Source organism: Streptomyces sp. NPDC041205, from assembly GCF_055591765.1.
Genome location: NZ_JBVIZH010000001.1, coordinates 442,262 through 459,498, shown reverse-complemented (window position 1 = coordinate 459,498; position 17,237 = coordinate 442,262). Strand labels below are relative to the sequence as shown.

The 17,237-nt window shown below is 73.7% G+C and carries 15 protein-coding genes; 11 read left to right on the top strand and 4 right to left on the bottom strand.

The window, feature by feature from the left end; translation table 11 throughout:
- Positions 1-5 precede the first annotated feature (5 nt).
- The 4 genes from ACZ6BG_RS02070 to ACZ6BG_RS02055 all read left to right on the top strand — a co-directional run bounded on the left by ACZ6BG_RS02070 (position 6) and on the right by ACZ6BG_RS02055 (position 5,276).
- Positions 6-1,355, top strand: a complete 1,350-nt coding sequence (locus ACZ6BG_RS02070; RefSeq protein ID WP_468995578.1) for an NYN domain-containing protein — start codon at positions 6-8, stop codon at positions 1,353-1,355.
- A gap of 214 nt (positions 1,356-1,569) precedes the next feature.
- Positions 1,570-2,622, top strand: a complete 1,053-nt coding sequence (locus ACZ6BG_RS02065; RefSeq protein ID WP_468449161.1) for a C40 family peptidase — start codon at positions 1,570-1,572, stop codon at positions 2,620-2,622.
- Between the two features lie 340 nt (positions 2,623-2,962).
- Positions 2,963-4,000, top strand: a complete 1,038-nt coding sequence (locus tag ACZ6BG_RS02060; RefSeq protein ID WP_468449159.1) for a C40 family peptidase — start codon at positions 2,963-2,965, stop codon at positions 3,998-4,000.
- Between the two features lie 118 nt (positions 4,001-4,118).
- Positions 4,119-5,276, top strand: coding sequence for a hypothetical protein (locus ACZ6BG_RS02055; RefSeq protein ID WP_468997844.1), 1,158 nt, complete (start codon positions 4,119-4,121; stop codon positions 5,274-5,276).
- 91 nt (positions 5,277-5,367) lie between these two features.
- Here the strand turns inward: ACZ6BG_RS02055 and ACZ6BG_RS02050 are convergent, their stop codons facing one another.
- Positions 5,368-6,942, bottom strand: coding sequence for a glycosyltransferase 87 family protein (locus ACZ6BG_RS02050; RefSeq protein ID WP_468995566.1), 1,575 nt, complete (start codon positions 6,940-6,942; stop codon positions 5,368-5,370).
- Between the two features lie 129 nt (positions 6,943-7,071).
- Between ACZ6BG_RS02050 and ACZ6BG_RS02045 the strand changes: the two genes are divergently transcribed.
- Entirely contained in the window at positions 7,072-8,214 is a 1,143-nt protein-coding gene (locus ACZ6BG_RS02045; protein WP_468995562.1) for a glycosyltransferase family 4 protein, read from the top strand.
- A 258-nt stretch (positions 8,215-8,472) separates the two neighbouring features.
- Here ACZ6BG_RS02045 and ACZ6BG_RS02040 read toward each other — a convergent pair whose 3' ends face one another.
- Positions 8,473-10,269 carry an AMP-dependent synthetase/ligase gene (locus ACZ6BG_RS02040; RefSeq protein ID WP_468995558.1) on the bottom strand — a complete coding sequence of 599 codons (1,797 nt, stop codon included), beginning with the start codon at positions 10,267-10,269 and terminating at the stop codon, positions 8,473-8,475.
- 339 nt (positions 10,270-10,608) lie between these two features.
- On the opposite strand from ACZ6BG_RS02040, the gene ACZ6BG_RS02035 reads away from it, so the two are divergent.
- The 6 genes from ACZ6BG_RS02035 (at position 10,609) to ACZ6BG_RS02010 (ending at position 15,595) form a co-directional block, all read left to right on the top strand.
- Positions 10,609-11,385 (top strand): metallophosphoesterase family protein, encoded by a 777-nt coding sequence (locus ACZ6BG_RS02035; protein WP_468995555.1) that lies wholly within the window; start codon positions 10,609-10,611, stop codon positions 11,383-11,385.
- A gap of 82 nt (positions 11,386-11,467) precedes the next feature.
- The gene (locus tag ACZ6BG_RS02030) at positions 11,468-11,905 is read left to right on the top strand and encodes an SRPBCC family protein (protein ID WP_405653956.1); all 438 of its coding nucleotides are present in this window, start codon (positions 11,468-11,470) and stop codon (positions 11,903-11,905) included.
- An 84-nt stretch (positions 11,906-11,989) separates the two neighbouring features.
- Positions 11,990-13,162 (top strand): ArsA family ATPase, encoded by a 1,173-nt coding sequence (locus tag ACZ6BG_RS02025; protein WP_468995548.1) that lies wholly within the window; start codon positions 11,990-11,992, stop codon positions 13,160-13,162.
- A 69-nt stretch (positions 13,163-13,231) separates the two neighbouring features.
- Complete coding sequence (locus ACZ6BG_RS02020) at positions 13,232-13,720, top strand: DUF5304 domain-containing protein (protein ID WP_468995544.1); 489 nt, start codon at positions 13,232-13,234, stop codon at positions 13,718-13,720.
- 52 nt (positions 13,721-13,772) lie between these two features.
- Positions 13,773-14,726: an ROK family glucokinase gene (locus ACZ6BG_RS02015; RefSeq protein WP_087883749.1), complete on the top strand. Its 954-nt coding sequence runs from the start codon at positions 13,773-13,775 to the stop codon at positions 14,724-14,726.
- 110 nt (positions 14,727-14,836) lie between these two features.
- Positions 14,837-15,595 carry an endonuclease/exonuclease/phosphatase family protein gene (locus tag ACZ6BG_RS02010; protein WP_468995540.1) on the top strand — a complete coding sequence of 253 codons (759 nt, stop codon included), beginning with the start codon at positions 14,837-14,839 and terminating at the stop codon, positions 15,593-15,595.
- 150 nt (positions 15,596-15,745) lie between these two features.
- Here the strand turns inward: ACZ6BG_RS02010 and ACZ6BG_RS02005 are convergent, their stop codons facing one another.
- Both ACZ6BG_RS02005 and ACZ6BG_RS02000 read right to left on the bottom strand, forming a co-directional pair.
- Positions 15,746-16,375 (bottom strand): hypothetical protein, encoded by a 630-nt coding sequence (locus ACZ6BG_RS02005; protein WP_468995535.1) that lies wholly within the window; start codon positions 16,373-16,375, stop codon positions 15,746-15,748.
- Positions 16,368-17,147, bottom strand: coding sequence for an alpha/beta hydrolase (locus tag ACZ6BG_RS02000; protein WP_468995532.1), 780 nt, complete (start codon positions 17,145-17,147; stop codon positions 16,368-16,370). Before ACZ6BG_RS02000 ends, ACZ6BG_RS02005 begins: the two co-directional genes overlap by 8 nt.
- Positions 17,148-17,237 lie beyond the last annotated feature (90 nt).

Sequence of the window (17,237 nt, the reverse complement as noted above, 5' to 3'; positions counted from 1 at the left end):
GACCGATGGTGGAGAGCGCGGGCGGAACGCCGGAGGACGGCGCCGCTGAGGTGCTCGACCGTCCGCTGCCCGACGGCGTGCGGCGGGCGGTCGTGCAGATCGTGTCGGACGGCTTCGGCGGCCTCACGGTCGCCGAACTGCCACCCCAGCTGCGTCAGTACGCGCGCTTCACCCCGAGCAGGCGGGTGAAGTTCGCGGCCAACGCCATGGCCGCGGCCCTGGAGAGCGACCCCCTGTTCCGCCAGCGCATCGGCGAACGCCTGCGCGAGGCGCAGCCCGAGCTGGCCGAGGCCCTGGACGCCGGCACGCCGCCGCCCGCCGCCGACCCGCTGGACGTCGCGGCCGCCGCCTATGTGCTGCGCCCGCTCGGCTGGGTGAAGCTCGTCACCGCCGCGGGCGAGGAGGCCCAGCGCGCGGACGCCGAGCGCGCCGACGAGGAGGCCCGGGCCGAACTGGAGCGGCTGCGCGCCGAGCTGGCCGCCGCCCGCACCCACACCAAGGCCGAGACCGAGCGCCTGCGCGCCGAGCTCGACGCGGCCAAGCGCGAGGCCGACGCCACGCACCGCAAACTGCGCGCCGCGCTCAGCGACATCAAGCGCGGCGAGGCGGCGCTGCGCAAGGCGGCCGCGGAGGCCGACGCCGTGCGCTCCGAGGGCCAGACCCAGCTGTCCGCCGCCGAGAGCGAGGCGCGGCGGCTCAAGGCCCGCCTCGGTGAGGCCGAGGCGGCCCTCGAAGCCACCCGCAGGGCCGCGCGCGAGGGCCGCAGCGTCGAGGACATGCGGGTGCGGCTGCTGCTCGACACGGTCCTCGAGGCGACCCAGGGGCTGCGCCGCGAACTGGCCCTGCCGCCGGTGTCCGTGCGGCCCGCCGAGACCGTCGACGCCGTCGAGCCCGGCCGGATGACGCCGAAGGACATCGCCGCCCGCGCGCTGTCCGAGAACGATCCGGCCATTCTCGACCAGTTGCTCGCCCTGCCGCAGGCGCATCTGGTCGTCGACGGCTACAACGTCACCAAGACCGGCTATCCCACGATGCCCCTGGAGAAGCAGCGGCTGCGCCTGCTCGGCTCCCTCTCCCAGCTCGCGCTGCAGAGCGGGGCCGAGGTGACCTGCGTCTTCGACGGCGCCGAGCTGGCCGCGCCGGTGCTGCTCGCGCCGCCGCGCGGGGTCCGGGTGCTCTTCTCCAAGGCCGGGGTGACGGCGGACGAGCTGATCCGGCAGCTGGTGCGCGCCGAACCGCCGGGCCGTCCCGTCATCGTGGTGTCGACGGACCGCGAGGTGGCCGACGGGATCGCGAAGGCGGGGGCGCGCCCCGTGGCGTCCGCGGTGCTCCTGAAGAGGCTTTCGCGGGGCTGAGTCCCATCCGTAACTCCCGTGCCGTATGCCCGAATTGGGTCGCGCCTGCCCGGGACGGAGCGTCAAATGACCGCTACCGAACGTTGATTCTTCGTAAAGAAAACGCTCGGCGGCCGACTTTTTCATGGTCAGGATTTGATCTGATCATCGGCGGGTCACTAGGGTCACGCCCAGACCTCCGCTCTGTTGATCACTCATCGAAGGAGCCGCCTTCGTGGCGTCACACCGTCGACCCAAGCAGCCGGGCCGCGCCCGTGTGACCGTGCTGACCGCGACCGCCGCCGCGGCCGTCGCGCTCACCTCCCAGGCCGCGAACGCCGCGCCGAACGAGAAGCCGAGCAAGGACGAGGTCAAGTCCAAGGTCGACAAGCTCTACGAAGAGGCCGAGAAGGCGACCGAGAAGTACAACGGCGCCAAGGAGAAGCAGCAGAAGCTGGAGAAGCAGGTCGACAACCTGCAGGACAAGGTCGCCCGCGGCCAGGACGACCTCAACGAGCTGCGCAGCGGCGTCGGTTCGCTTGCCAGCGCCCAGTACCGCTCCGGCGGCATCGACCCGTCGCTGCAGCTCTTCCTCTCCTCCGACCCGGACAACTACCTCGACAAGGCCTCCGCGCTCGACCAGTTGAGCACCAAGCAGGCCGAGTCCCTGAAGAAGATCCAGGCCAAGCAGCGCACCCTCGCGCAGCAGCGCAAGGAGGCCGCGGACAAGCTCGGCGACCTCGCCACCACGCGCACCGAACTCGGCAAGAAGAAGAAGGAAGTCCAGGGCAAGCTCGGCGAGGCCCAGCGCCTGCTCAACTCCCTGTCCGCCGCCGAGCGGGCCGCCCTGAAGGCCAAGGAGGACCGCGCCTCGCGCGACTCCGAGCGCCAGGCCCTCGACAAGCCCGACTCCAAGGGCGGCGCCCCCGCCAAGGGCTCGGGCCGCGCCTCGTCCGCGTACGCCGCCGCGCAGAGCAAGATCGGCTCGCCCTACGTCTACGGCGCGACCGGCCCCTCCTCCTTCGACTGCTCCGGCCTCACCTCCTGGGCCTACGCCCAGGCCGGCATGGACATCCCGCGCACCTCGCAGGCCCAGGCCAACTACGGCACGCGCATCGCCTCGCAGAGCGACCTGCGCGTCGGCGACCTGGTGATCTTCTACGGCGACCTGCACCACGTCGGCTTCTACGCGGGCAACGGCCAGGTCCTGCACGCGCCGCGCACCGGCACCGTGGTCCGCTACGAGTCGATCAACAACATGCCGTTCCAGTTCGGCGTCCGCATCTGACGTCCGGGCCGAGCCGACTCGCCTGATCCGACCCGTCTCGGGCCGACTTGTCCGCGCCGAAGCCGGTACCGGGGCCGACCGCCCCGGACGGCGTCCGACGCACCGTCCGATCGGGCGAATTCCGATAACTTCCGCTGACCCCGCGCCCCGCCGATGACCTGCGTCTGAGGCGGGGCGTCACTGTGCGTGGACGTTCAGGGTCTTTGGTCGCGACCTGATCACGCCGCTACTGTCGCGCGCGTTCCCCGACACCCGGGGAGCGGCCCCCGCTCCGCGCGGGGGACCGACAGTCCCCCGCTTCGGCGGGGGTCCGTTCCAGCGGAAGGGAGAGCGGCTTCCCGTGGGATCCCATCGCCGTCCCGCAGCACCCACCGGTCCCGACCGGTGCGTACGCACCGCCACCATCACCGTCCTGTCCGCCGCGGCCGCCGCGGCGGCCCTGGCCGCGGCACCCGCGGGCGCCGCCCCGCAGGACCCGCGGTCCGATGCCTTGGCCAAGGTGGACCGCCTCTACGAGCAGGCCGAGAAGGCGACGGAGGCGTACAACAAGGCGGACGAGCGCGCGGACACACTGCGCGACCAGGTCGAACGGGCCAAGGACAAGGTCGCCCGCGGCCAGGAGCGCATCAACGCGATGCGCGGCGCCCTCGGCACGCTCGCCGGCGCCCAGTACCGCTCGGGCGGCATCGACCCCGCGCTCGCCCTGATGCTCTCCTCCGACCCCGACGGCTATCTGGACCGGGCCTCGGCCCTCGACCGCATCAGCGCCCGGCAGAGCGGCGAACTCACCAAGCTCCAGCGGGCCCAGCGCGAACTCGCCCAGGAGCGCTCCGAGGCCACCCGCAAGCTGACCGAGCTCGAGGAGAGCCGCAAGACGGTCGCCCACCACAAGCGCACCGTCGAGACCAAGCTCGCCAAGGCCCGGCAACTGCTCAACTCGCTGCCGGAGGCGGAGCGCGAGCGGGACGACAGGTCATCGCGCTCGGGCCGCGCCGACATGCCCGACCTCGCGGGCGCCGGAGCACCGGCTTCGGGCCGCGCCGCGGCCGCCATCGCCGCGGCCCGCTCGGCGGTCGGCAAGCCGTACGTGTGGGGCGCCAACGGCCCCACCGGCTTCGACTGTTCGGGCCTGACCCAGTGGTCGTACGCGCAGGCGGGCGTCGGTCTGCCCCGCACCTCGCAGGCCCAGGCGGGCGCGGGACAGCGGGTGCCGCTCGGCCAGGCCCAGCCCGGCGACCTCGTCGCCTACCGCGACGACGCCAGTCACATCGGCATGTACGTCGGCAACGGCCAGGTGGTGCACGCGCCCTACCCCGGCGCGGCGGTCCGCTACGACCCGGTGGGGATGATGCCGGTGTCGTCCGTGACCCGGGTCTGATCGACGGTCTTCGGCCGCACGGGCAGGGGCGGCGGCCGCGCGCCCCCGTACGATCGGGAACGTGGCTGGTCGAGGGCAGGGGCGTGGGCGGAGCGCGCGGGCGGCGGCGGGCGCGGGCGTGTGCCTCGCGGTGCTCGCCCCCGCCGCGCTCGCGGGCTGCGGCCGCGACGACACGGCGGACGCGGCCCCCGCCGACGTGCGGCGGCTGCTCGACCGGCGCGCCGACGCCGTCCTGGAGCGCGACCCCCGGGCCTACCGGGCGACGGGCGGCCCCACCGCCGCCTACGACCGGCTGCGCGACGTCCCCCTGAAGTCCTGGACGTACCGCCTCAAGGACTTCGAGCGCGACGGCATCCGGGCCACCGCCACCGCCGACCTGAGCTACCGCGTCGCGGGCTACGACCGGGCGCCCCTCACCGCCGAGCGGACCCTGTCCCTCCATCAGCGCGACGGACGCTGGTACGTCACCGCCGAGCGCCCCGCGGACAAGGCCACCGAGCAGCTCTGGGACCAGGGCCGCGTCGACGCCGTGCGCGGCACCCACAGCCTCATCCTCGGCGTCGGCCGCGAACGGGCCGAGCTGCGGCGGTACGCGGAGCTCGCCGACCGCGCGGTGCCCGCCGTGCGGGACGCCTGGCGCGGCGACTGGCCCGGCAAGGTCGTCGTCCTCGTGCCCAAGTCCCTCGACGGCATGGCCGACCTCCTCGGCGCGCCCGCCTCCGGCTACCAGGGGATCGCCGCCGTCACCACCGGCGAGGCGGGCGGCTCCGGGCGGACGCCCGCCGACCGGATCGTCATCAACCCCGACGCGTACGGCGTCCTCGGCGAGCTGGGCAAACAGGTCGTCCTCACCCACGAGACCACCCACGTCGCCACCCGCGCCCGGACCTCCCGCGCCACCCCGCTCTGGCTCTCCGAGGGCTTCGCCGACTGGGTCGGCTACCGCGGCACCGGCCGCACCCCCCACCAGGCCGCCCCCGAACTGCGCCGCGCGGTCGTCGACGGCCGTCTGCCCGCCGCCCTCCCCGACGACGACGCCTTCGGCTTCAGCGGCGACGCGGCCGGGCTCGCGCGGGCCTACGAGGGCTCCTGGCTGGCCTGCCGGATGATCGCGCAGGAATGGGGCGAGGAGAAGCTCCGGGCCTTCTACGAGGCCGTGGGGCGGCATCGGGAGCGGGCGGGGGCGGTGGAGGGGGCCCTGCGGGATGTGCTCGGCACGACGGGGGAGGACTTCACGGGGCGGTGGCGGGCTTATGTGCGGGAGGAGTTGGGCTGAGGCGGTGTCCTGCCGGGGGCTCCCCAAGCCCGCCCCTTCCCGGAACCGGGGCTCCGCCCCGGACCCCGTATCGGCGCTTTGCGCCTCGTCCTCAAACGCCGGACGGGCTGGAACCCACCGGCACGTTTTCCAGCCCCTCCGGCGTTTGAGGAGCGGGGTCCGGGGCGCACCCGCGAGGCACCGTCCCCCGCCACAACCCCCGGCACGCCAGTGCCGTCGCCGCGACCAGCAGGCCATTGCGTACGACAAGAAGCGTCACGCCCAACGCGTCGCTGGCCACCACATGCGCGAACCACACGGGAAACTCCAGGAACGTCACGAACGTGGCCGCGAGGACGAGCCCACCGGGCCACCCCATCCGGCTGCCGCGCGAGGCAAGGCAGACGGCGGCGACTCCGACGAGCCACAGCATGTACTGGGGACTGATCACCCGACTCGTCGTGGTGAAGAGCAGCACCGCCGCGAACGCCGCGTCCGCGGACGTGGAGGCCGACCAGACCCGAGCCCGGACCCGCCACAGCACCAGCCACCCCAGCGCGGCCAGGGACAGCGCCTGCGCCACCCCGCTGACCAGCGGGACGTACGGCCCGAGGAACTCCACCGAGCCGTAGTTGAGCCGCACCTCCCCGGGCCAGCCGAGCTGGCGCGCCCCATGGAAGACGAGCGCGCCGAGCGACTCGACCTCCGTGCCCCGGTCGCGCTGGAACGTCAGGAACGCCAGCGCCCCCGGCATCGTCACCACGAACACCAGCGTGACGGCGCCCGCCGTCAGGAGCGCGGCACCCCATGAGCGCCGGGCCGCCCGCCCCCGCGGCGCGCCGACGAGCAGCAGCACCGGCCACACCTTCACCACCGCCCCGAACCCGGCGAGCACCCCCGCCGCGCGGGCCCGGCGCGCCCCGGCGAGCAGCGCGGCGACGGCGACGGCGGTCACCATGAGGTCGTAGCGTGCGTACGCGGTCGGCCCGAGCAGGGCGACGCCCGCCGTCCACACCCAGGCCCCCCGCAGCGTCCTGCCGGGCCGCCCGCCCGCGTACACGAGCAGCCCCGTCACGACCGCGTCGGCCAGGAACGCGAGCAGGAAGAACGCGGCGGGGTAGCCGAGGAACGGCAGCGCGGCCGGGCCGAGGATCGCGAGCGCGGCGGCGGGCGGGTACTGCCAGGTGACGTCGTCGAGCGGGAAGGTGCCGGTGCGCAGGACCTCGTACCAGCCCTGGTAGATGAACGAGACGTCGCTCGTGACGTCCGGGCCGGGGATGACGACGACGCGGAAGACGCAGAGCAGGAGGAGGGCGCGGGTGGGGGCCCAGACGGCGAGGAGGCGGAGGTCGGGGGTGAGGAGGGTGGTGAGGGGGGAGCGGCGGGGGGAGTGGCGAGGCGGGAGGGGTGGTTCGCCGGGCAGTCCGGGGCCGTCCGGGCAAGAGCTGTCCGGCTCGGGTCCGTCCGGGCCGGGTTCGTGCGGGTCAGATCTGTCTGGGCGAGATCTGTCCGGGCCGGGTTCGTCTGGGCCGGGTTTGTGCGGGTCAGATCTGTCTGGGCGAGATCTGTCCGGGCCGGGTTCGTCTGGGCCGGGTCCGTCCGGGCCAGATCCGTCCGGTACCGCTTTTCCGGGCTCGGCCCGTGCGGTGAGGGCCTCCGCTGTCTCCGTCTGTCCCGTGCCCGTCATGTCTACCTCGCCCGCTTTTGATGCGTTTAAGTAGGTTTTGGTAAGTCATGATGCCGGGCGGGGCGGCACGGGCGGGCGAGGCGGGGCCGTGCGGCGCGGGCGGGCGTCCGGCCGGTACTGTCGGCGGCGATGCACAAGACCCTGATCGTCACGAACGACTTCCCGCCCAGGCCCGGCGGCATCCAGGCGTTCCTGCACAACATGGCGCTGCGCCTGGACCCCGCCCAGATCGTCGTCTACGCCTCCACCTGGAAGCGCGGTCGCGAGGGCGTCGAGGCCACCGCGGCCTTCGACGCCGAACAGCCCTTCCAGGTCGTCCGCGACCCCACGACGATGCTGCTCCCCACGCCCCGCGTCACCCGCCGTGCCGTCTCGCTGCTGCGTGAACACGACTGCACGTCCGTGTGGTTCGGGGCGGCGGCGCCGCTCGGTCTGATGGCGCCCGCGCTGCGGCGGGCCGGGGCGCGGCGGCTCGTGGCGACCACGCACGGCCACGAGGCCGGATGGGCGCAACTGCCCGCCTCCCGCCAACTCCTGCGCCGGATCGGCGAGTCGACCGACACGATCACGTATCTCGGCGAGTACACCCGCTCCCGCATCGCCGCCGCGCTCAGCCCCGCCGCGGCCGGGCGCATGGTCCAACTCCCGCCCGGCGTCGACGAGAAGACCTTCCACCCCGGCTCCGGCGGCGACGCCGTGCGGGCCCGGCTCGGGCTCACCGACCGGCCGGTCGTCGTGTGCGTCTCGCGGCTCGTGCCGCGCAAGGGGCAGGACACGCTGATCCTCGCCATGCCGCGGATCCTGGCTCGGGAGCCGGACGCGGTGCTGCTGATCGTGGGCGGGGGGCCCTACGAGAAGGAGCTGCGACGGCTCGCCGCGGAGACGCGGGTCGCGGACTCCGTCGTCTTCACCGGCGCCGTCCCCTGGGCCGAACTGCCCGCCCACTACGGCGCCGGGGACGTCTTCGCCATGCCCTGCCGTACGCGGCGCGGCGGGCTCGACGTCGAGGGCCTGGGCATCGTCTACCTGGAGGCATCCGCCACCGGGCTGCCCGTCGTCGCCGGGGACTCCGGGGGGGCTCCGGACGCGGTTCTCGACGGGGAGACCGGGTGGGTCGTGCGGGGTGGCTCCGCCGAGGATTGCGCCGACCGGATTGTCGCGTTGCTCGGGGATGCCGGGGTGCGGGGGCGGATGGGGGAGCGGGGGCGGCAGTGGGTCGAGGAGCGCTGGCGCTGGGACCTCCTGGCGGAGAGGCTACGAGAGCTGCTGTAGGCCCTCGCGGGGCGCCCCAGGCCCGCCCCTTCTCCGAAGCCGGGGGCTGCGCCCCCTGGGCCCCGCTGTCGGTGCTTCGCGCCTCGTCCTCAATCGCCGGACGGGCTGGACATGTGCTGCTGTTGTATTTCAGCCCCTCATGGGGGTCCTCCCTGCTCCTTAAGGGCTTGGGGGAGTTTGAGGAGCGGGGGCCTGGGGGCGGAGCCCCCAGGATCGGGAAGGGGCGGGCTTGGGGAGCCCCCGGCAAGGCCCCCGGCCTCAGCCCCGGTAAAGCGCCTCGATCTCGTCCGCGTAGTCCTTCGCGACTACGTTCCGCTTCAGCTTCAGCGACGGCGTGAGGTGCCCCGACTCCTCCGTGAACTGCGCCGGGAGGACGCGGAACTTGCGGACGGACTCGGCCTTGGAGACCGCCGCGTTGCCGTCGTCGACGGCCTGCTGGACGGCGGCGAGCAGGTCGGCGTCCTCCCGCAGGGAGGCGGCGGAGGCCCCGGCGGGCTTGCCGTGCTCGGCGGCCCACCGCCCGAGGAACTCCTCGTCGATGGTGACGAGCGCCCCGACGAACGGCCGCCCGTCCCCGACGACCATGCACTCGGCGACGAGCGCGTGCGCGCGGATGCGGTCCTCGATGACGGCGGGAGCGACGTTCTTGCCGCCCGCCGTCACGATGATCTCCTTCTTGCGGCCGGTGATCCGCAGATACCCGTCCTCGTCGAGGGTGCCGATGTCCCCGGTGTGGAACCACCCGTCGGCGAGGGCCTCCTCGGTGGCGCCCTCGTTGTTCCAGTACTCCTTGAACAGGTGCTCGCCGTGGAGCAGGACCTCGCCGTCGTCGGCGATGCGGACGACGGAGCCGGGCAGCGGCTGCCCGACGGTGCCGATCTTCTGCCGGTCCCAGGGGTTGAAGGCGGTGGCGGCGCAGGACTCGGTGAGGCCGTAGCCCTCCAGGACGGTGAAGCCGATGCCGCGGAAGAAGTGGCCGAGGCGCTCGCCGAGGGGGGCGCCGCCGGAGATGGCGTACTCGCCGCGCCCGCCGAGGACGGCGCGCAGCTTGCTGAAGACCAGCTTGTCGAAGATCTTGTGCTTGACGCGCAGCCCGATCGAGGGCCCGCCCGGGGTGTCGAGGGCGCGGCTGTAGGCGATCGCCGTGTCCGCGGCCTTGTCGAAGATCTTGCCCTTGCCGTCGGCCTGCGCCTTGGCGCGCGCGCCGTTGTAGACCTTCTCGAAGACGCGCGGCACGCCGAGGATCAACGTGGGCCGGAACGCGGCGAGTTCGTCGGTGAGGTGCTTGATGTCGGGCGCGTGGCCGAGCTTGATGGGGGCCATCAGGGCGGCCACCTCCACCAGGCGGCCGAAGACGTGCGCGACGGGCAGGAAGAGGAGCACCGAGCACTCGCCGGTGCGGAAGAGCGGTTTCAGGCGCTCCACCACGTTGCCGCACTCCGCGAAGAAGCTGCGGTGGGTGAGCACACAGCCCTTGGGGCGGCCGGTCGTGCCGGAGGTGTAGACGATGGTCGCGGGGTCGTCGGCGCCCGCGACGGCGCCCCGCTCGTCGACGGTCTCGTCGGAGACCTCGGCGCCCGCCCGGTTCAGCTCCTCGACGCCGCCCCGGTCGATCTGCCACACCCGCGTCAGCGCCGGCAGCCGGTCGCGCACCGACTCGACGGCCTCGGCGTGCCCGTCGGTCTCCACGACGCAGGCCACCGCGCCCGAGTCGCCGAGGATCCACTGGATCTGCTCGGCGGAGCTGGTCTCGTACACCGGCACGGAGATCGCGCCCGCGCTCCAGATGGCGAAGTCGAACAGCGTCCACTCGTAGCGCGTACGGGACATCAGGCCGACCCGGTCGCCGGGCCGCACGCCCGCCGCGATCAGGCCCTTCGCGGCGGCCCGCACCTCGGCGCGGAAGGCCGTGGCCGTGACGTCCTGCCAACTGCCGTTCACCTTGCGGCCGATGACCGCCACATCCGGGTGCTGCGCGGCGTTTCTGCGGACGATGTCGGTCAGATTGCCGTCCGCGGGGACCTCGTACAGGGCCGGAAGGCTGAACTCGCGCAAGACTGCTGCTCCTACATAGGGCGCCGACGCCACGACGTTGTGCGATGCGACGGTGCGGTCCAAGGTCGGGCAGGTGCTCAGTCGGGGGGGGCTCTGGGGGTTCCTCGGGACTTCGTGAGGGGCTGAGCACTACTGGACTGCCCGGACGTTACCCACCGGTATGGCTGGTTCGGTAGGGGGGCCGGGCCAGATGTTCCGTGCGTCACACGACGTTATGGTCTGAACCGCACAGTACGCCACGCTCTTCCTGACTCGGAAGTAACCGCAGGTCCGCCGCCCGTGTGCGCCCGGCCACCCCGCCCTGGTCCGCCCCGGCCCCGCCGTCCTAAGGTGACCGGCATGCGAGGTTTCCGGGTCCATGTGGTCAGTGACGTGCACGGCAACGCCGAGGACCTGGCCCGCGCGGGGGACGGTGCCGACGCCCTGATCTGCCTGGGTGACCTGGTCCTCTTCCTCGACTACGCGAACCACGCGCGCGGCATCTTCCCCGATCTGTTCGGTGCCGAGAACGCCACCCGCCTCGTCGAGCTGCGCACCGCCCGCCGCTTCGAGGAGGCCCGCGCCTTCGGCGCCTCGCTGTGGGCGGGCCTCGACCGCGGCCCGGCCGTGGAGAAGGCGGTCCGCAAGCAGTACGCCGAGCTGTTCGCCGCCTTCCCCACCCCTACGTACGCCACGTACGGCAATGTCGACATGCCACAGCTGTGGCGCGAATACGCCGGTCCCGGCACCACCGTCCTCGACGGCGAGCGCGTGGAGATCGGCGGCCGCGTCTTCGGCTTCGTCGGCGGCGGCCTCAGGACCCCGATGCGCACGCCGTACGAGATCAGCGACGAGGAGTACGCCGCCAAGATCGAGGCCGTCGGCGAGGTCGACGTGCTCTGCACCCACATCCCGCCGGAGGTGCCCGAGCTCGTGTACGACACGGTGGCGCGCCGCTTCGAGCGGGGCAGCCGCGCGCTGCTCGACGCGATCCGGCGCACCCGGCCGAGGTACGCGCTCTTCGGCCATGTGCACCAGCCGTTGGTCAGCCGGATGCGGATCGAGGCGACCGAGTGCGTGAACGTCGGGCACTTCGCGGGGTCCGGGCGGCCCTGGGCGCTGGAGTGGACGGGGTGACCGTCGCAGGTCGCGTGCGCGGTAGCCTTCAGCGGGCAGACACAAACGCCCGCACCGGACCGCATCTGGAGGAGCCACCGCGATGGCGGAATACACCAGCTCGAGCATCACGATCGAGGCGGCACCGGCCGACGTCATGGACGTGATCGCCGACTTCGCCCGCTATCCGGAGTGGACCGGCGAGGTCAAGGAGGCCCAGGTCCTCCAGGCCGACGACTCCGGCCGCGCCGAGCAGGTCCGGCTCGTCATGGACGCCGGAGCGATCAAGGACGACCAGACCCTCGCGTACACCTGGAGCGGCGCGCACGAGGTGTCCTGGACCCTGGTCAAGTCCCAGATGCTGCGCTCCCTGGACGGCTCCTACCTCCTGAAGCCCGCGGGCACCGGCACCGAGGTCACCTACCAGCTGACCGTCGACGTCAAGATCCCCATGCTGGGCATGATCAAGCGCAAGGCGGAGAAGGTCATCATCGACCGCGCCCTGGCAGGTCTGAAGAAGCGCGTGGAAACCAAGGCGTAGTCCACAGCAGGGCCTGGCCCTGCGGCGCCTCCGACGTGGGGGGGCGGGGCACCCCCCGTCCCCGCCGACGTAGAGTCCCACCGCATGCGCACCCTCCTCCTCACCGGCCCCGGCGGAGCCGGCCGCACCACCCTCGCGGCCGCCACAGCCCTCACCGCCGCCCGCGAGGGCACCCGCACCCTGCTCCTGTCCGCCGACCGCGCCGACACCCTGGGCGCGGCACTCGGCACCCCCACCGGGCCCCGCCCGGTCCAGGTCGCGCGGGGCCTCACCGCCCTGCGCCCGGACCCGGACCCCGGCTTCCGCGAGGGCCTGCTCACCCTCCAGGAGCACGCCCGCCCCGCCCTGGACCTGCTCGGCGCCGGCCGCCTCGACGACGAGGAGCTGACCCCGCTGCCGGGCGCGGAGGACCTCGCCCTCCTGGGCGCCCTGCGCGCGGCCCCGGAGTCGTACGACACCGTCGTCGTCGACCTGCCCGCCGCCCCCCGCGCCCTCGCGCTCCTCGCCCTGCCCGCCCAACTGCGCCGCTACCTGCGCCGGTTGCTGCCCCCGGAGCGGCGGGCGGCCCGCGCCCTGCGCCCGGTGCTCGGCCGCCTCGCGGGCGTCCCCGTGCCCGCCGGATCGCTGTACGAGGCGGCCGACCGCTGGGACGCGGCGCTCGCCGCCGCGCAGGCCGTGATCGAGGACCCGGGGACCAGCGTCCGCCTGGTCGCCGAGCCGGGCCCGGCCGGCGCCGACGCCGTGGCCCGCACCGCCACGGGCCTCGCCCTGCACGGCCTGACCCTCGACGCCCTCCTCGCCAACCGCGCCCTGCCCGCGCCCCAGGGCCCCGAGCAGGCCCCCTGGCTCACCGCCCTGCGCGCCCAGCAGCACAAGACGCTCGGTGAGTGGACGCACACGTACCGCACCCACGAGATCCCCCACCTCGGCCCCGACCCCCGCGGCGCCGACGACCTCGCCGCCCTCGGCGCCCCCGGCCCGGGACCTGCCCCGGACCCGGTCGACTGGCCCGTCACCGACGCGCTCGCCACGGACTCCCTGCTGCACTGGACCATCCCGCTGCCCGGCGCCGTGCGCGAGGAACTGGGCCTGGTCCGGCGCGGCGACGACCTCGTCATCACCACGGGACCGTTCCGGCGGATCGTTCCGCTGCCCTCCGCGCTGCGCCGCTGCACCGTCACCGGCGCGGCCCTGCGCGACGGCACCCTGCGGATCCGCTTCGCCCCTGACCCGGACCTGTGGCCCCGGACCCGGTGAACGGCCTGCCGCCATTCGGGTAACGTCGAGAGTACGAATTCGTCGGCCCTGCGCAGGAGTCAGCCCGTCATGAGCGATGCCACCGAGCGCGACGCTTCCGAGCCGGAGCGCCCCGAGCCCGCCCCCGCCGACGCCGACGCGTGGGCCACCGCCTGCGCCGAGGACCTCGCCGCGGAGAAGGCCCGCCGCCGCGCCCGGTACGGGCCGCCGCCCGGCTCCGCCGCCGAGGAGCTGCGCAAGCTCGTCGACGCCGTCTCCGACAAGCTCTCGGGGCTCCAGTCGCCGCTGCTCGGCGCGGTCGCCCAGGGCGCCGTGCAGGAGACGGTGCAGCAGGTCGTCCGGCAGGCGAAGGCCGCCGTGGAGCCCGTCATCGAGCGCAACCCCGACGTCTTCGACCACCTCGCGGCGGCCGGCGCCGAGCTGCTCGCCGCCTACCGCAGCGCGGTCACCGGCCAGGAGGCCCGCTGGACGCGCGACGACGCCGCCCCCACCGCCCCGGACGGTTCGGATCGCCGCGACGAGGGCCCCGGACCTGGGGAACACATCGATCTGGACTGACCCCCCTCGGGTACGGTGGGCCGTAGCGGGGCTCGATCGAACTGAGGGATTCATGGGACTCACCATCGGCGTCGACATCGGCGGCACGAAGATCGCGGCCGGAGTGGTCGACGAGGACGGTCACATCCTGTCGACGTTCAAGGTGCCCACCCCCGGCACCTCCGAGGCCATCGTCGACGCGATCGCCTCCGCCGTCGAGGGCGCCAGGGCCGGGCACGAGATCGTCGGCGTCGGCATCGGCGCCGCCGGATACGTCAACCGGCAGCGCTCCACGGTCTACTTCGCACCGAACATCGACTGGCGCCAGGAACCGCTGAAGGACGAGGTCGAGCGGCGCGTCGGCCTGCCGGTCGTCGTCGAGAACGACGCGAACGCCGCGGCCTGGGGGGAGTACAAGTTCGGCGGCGGCAAGGGTCACCGCAACGCCATCTGCATCACCCTCGGCACCGGCCTCGGCGGCGGCATCATCATCGGCAACAAGCTGCGCCGCGGGCACTTCGGCGTGGCCGCCGAGTTCGGCCACATCCGGATGGTCCCGGACGGCCTGCTGTGCGGCTGCGGCAGCCAGGGCTGCTGGGAGCAGTACGCGTCGGGCCGCGCCCTCGTGCGGTACGCCAAGCAGCGCGCCAACGCCACCCCGGAGAACGCCGAGTACCTGCTCTCCCTGGGCGACGGCACCCCCGACGGCATCGAGGGCAAGCACATCTCCATGGCCGCCCGCCAGGGCGACCTCGTCGCCGTGGACTCCTACCGCGAGCTGGCCCGCTGGGTCGGCGCCGGACTCGCCGACCTGGCCTCGCTGTTCGACCCGTCGGCGTTCATCGTCGGCGGCGGCCTCTCGGACGAGGGCGAGCTCGTGCTCGACCCGATCCGCAAGTCCTTCAAGCGGTGGCTCGTCGGGGCGCAGTGGCGTCCCCAGGCGGAGGTGATCGCCGCGCAGCTGGGCAACAAGGCGGGCATGGTCGGCGCGGCCGACCTGGCCCGGGAGCCCGACCCCATCATGTGAGCCCGGCGCACACGTGAGCCTGGCGCACACGTGAGCCCCGACGCTGCGGGGAAACCCCGGGCGGGCCGGAATTCTCCGGCCCGCCCGGGGTTTCCCGTATCTTGATCGCCATGCCGACGAGCCCGACACCCGCGCTGCCCAACTCCCGCACCGAACAGGACGGTTCGGCCGTCGTCCGGGTGCTCAGCTACAACATCCGCTCGATGCGCGACGACACCGACGCGCTCGCCCGCGTCATCGCCGCGTGCGCGCCGGACCTCGTCCTCATCCAGGAAGCGCCCCGGTTCTTCCGGTGGCGCAAGAAGCTGGCCCGGCTCGCCCGCGCCACCGACCTGGTGATGCTCTCCGGCGGCGGGACCGCCGCCGGGCCCGCGCTGCTGTGCTCCCTGCGGGCCACCGTCGAGCGCACCGAGGACGTGCTGCTCCCGCTCACCCCCGGGCTGCACCGGCGCGGCTTCGCGACGGCGGTGGTGCGCTTCGGCGGCGCCCGGCTCGGCGTGCTGAGCTGCCACTTGAGCCTGCAGAGCCAGGAGCGGTACGAGCAGAGCGGGATGCTCCTCGACCAGCTCGCCGGGATGGGCGTGGAGCACGCCGTCGCGGGCGGCGACCTCAACGACCGCCCCGACGGCCGCTCCTTCCGCAGGCTCGCCACCGGCCTGCGCGACTGCTGGGCCACCGAGCCCTGGGGCGGCGAGTACACCTCGACCCCGACCGACCCGCACCAGCGCATCGACGGCATCTTCGCCACCAAGGGCATCGAGATCCTGGGCTGCGGCGTGCCGTTGGGCCACGAGGGCGTAACGGACACTGACCTCCGCGCGGCGACGGACCACTTGCCGGTCCTGGCAGCGCTACGGGTGCCCGCCTAGCAGCGTCGGCCGGGGTCCGATCTCGGGGCGAGGCTCAGTCGCAGACGCCGACGGGCTGATGTCAGCCCGTCCGGCGTTCGAGGACGAGCGCGGAGCGCGAGCGACGGCGCTCCCGGCCAAGGGCACCCCCCGACCGGGGCAACCGACACGCTAGACCACGGCCCCCCGGCCAGGATCCTCGTCCTCGTCGTCGTCGGACTTCATCCGCATCACCAACGTGGCGAACCCGCCCAGGAACCCGCCGATGCCGAGCGTCGTCAGCCACCACGTCATCTGCCACCCGAGGAGCACCGCGAGCAACAGCAGCAGCGGGCCGCCGATGACGGCGAGCCAGGCGAACTTGGCGGTGACCTCCGCGTCCGGCAGCGGCGGCGGCTCGGGCGGCACGAAGTGACCCTCGTCGTCCGCGTCGAAGTCGTCCTCGGACGCCTCGGCCGCGCTGTAGTCCCGCGGGCCCCCGCCGCCCACACCCGGGGCGAAGGAGACGGAGCTGCCGAGCGGCTTGCCCGCGCCGTCGGCACCCTCGTCGGCGCCGTCACCCTTGCCGCCGCTCCCGGTGCCTTCGGTGTCGCCGCCCGCGGGGCCGTTGGTCTCCGGCTCCAGGAGCGCCAGGTCCTCCACGGACTTGAACGGCTTGGCGCCGGGCGGGTCCGCGGGCTCCTCGCCGTACCCGGCGACGATGGCGCGCCAGGCCGCGTCCTCGTCGAGCGGCACCGCCTGCTCCTGCGGCTCGCGGCTGTCGTCCTCGCGGCTCTCCTCCGCGTCATGCTGCTCAGCCACCGGTGGCCGTCCCTTCCTTGCCTGCGCTGGGGGCGAGCCGGCCGATGAACGTGAAGCTCTCCTCGAAGATCCGGTCCGCGTCGTGGTCCAACGTCGCGACGTGGTAGCTCTGTTCCAGCAGGATCTCCGTGACGTCCGTGGACGAGACCCGGCTGAGCACGCGGGCGGAGTCGGCGGGCGGCACGACATGGTCCCGCGGGCTGTGCAGAAGCAGCAGCGGCTGGGTGACCTGCGGCAGTTCGGCGTCGACGACCTGGAAGAACCGGCGCAGCGAGTGCGCGGCGTGCAGCGGCACCCGGTCGTACCCGATCTCCTCCGAGCCCGGCTTGGCGATGTCGCTCGCGATGCCCTTGGTGGTCGGCACCAGGAAGCGGACCACCGGCAGGGCGTGCGCGGCCAGGCCGTGCACCTTGTTCCCCGGGTTGACCACGACCACGCCGCGCACCGCGTCGCCGTGTCGCGCGGCGAGCCGCAGCGCGAGCGCGCCGCCCATGGACAGGCCGAAGACGAACACCTCCGCGCACCGCTCCGTCAGCGTCCGCAGCTCGCGGTCCACCTCCGCGTACCAGTCCTGCCAGCTCGTGATCTGGAGGTCCTGCCAGCGGGTGCCGTGGCCGGGCAGCAGCGGCAGCGAGACCGTCAGGCCGCGCTCCGCCAGATACTCCGCCCAGGGGCGCAGCGACTGCGGGGATCCGGTGAAGCCGTGACACAGCAGGACGCCGACCTCGCCGCCCTCGTGGCGGTACGGCTCGGCTCCGGGGAGGACCGGCACCTTCGGTCTCCTTCTCGAGAGAGCGGGGGGTACTTCACCGTACGCGACCGGACTGACACCGACCAGGGCCGTCGCGCATACCGGACGCGC